We start from the raw sequence: 512 nt of genomic DNA, 5'->3' as shown, positions 1-512 counted from the left end.
ATTCACTTAACCTTATCAACCTTGCGGTTGGGTTTTGATCCTTCTTCTAGCGATAGAAGTTAGATCAAGAAAATAAGCAATTGAACTTATTAAAAAACTCTATCCAGCTCACAAATCAGCCTGTGCGACAAAAAGATCGATCGTCTCATAAAAACAAAGTTTTTATAGTCGTCCGCCTATTTTGCTTCAGGCTAAACAATTTGTTCAGCTTTCAAATTCAACGCGGTGTTCTCGGTTTGTATTACTTACATTTACTTCAAATATCCAGTTTTCAATGAACAAATTTAACAACTAATGTTGTTAATGGAGCCTAGCGGGATCGAACCGCTGACCTCCTGCGTGCAAAGCAGGCGCTCTCCCAGCTGAGCTAAGGCCCCGTTTTAAATTGAGAGTAAACCTCTCAAAACTGAACAAAGTAAAAACAAATTGTGTAGTCTCCGTAATATTCCTTAGAAAGGAGGTGATCCAGCCGCACCTTCCGATACGGCTACCTTGTTACGACTTCACCCCAA

The 512-nt window shown here is 40.2% G+C and carries 1 tRNA gene and 1 rRNA gene; both read right to left on the bottom strand.

Going from position 1 to position 512, the window contains the following annotated elements:
- Positions 1-304 precede the first annotated feature (304 nt).
- Positions 305-377, bottom strand: a tRNA-Ala gene (locus OS138_RS12735).
- A gap of 76 nt (positions 378-453) precedes the next feature.
- Positions 454-512 (bottom strand): 16S ribosomal RNA (locus OS138_RS12730); the annotation flags it as partial.

Source organism: Enterococcus sp. E5-37 (assembly GCF_035726925.1).
GTDB lineage: Bacteria > Bacillota > Bacilli > Lactobacillales > Enterococcaceae > Enterococcus_B > Enterococcus_B faecium.
This window is presented reverse-complemented; position numbering and strand designations above follow the sequence as displayed.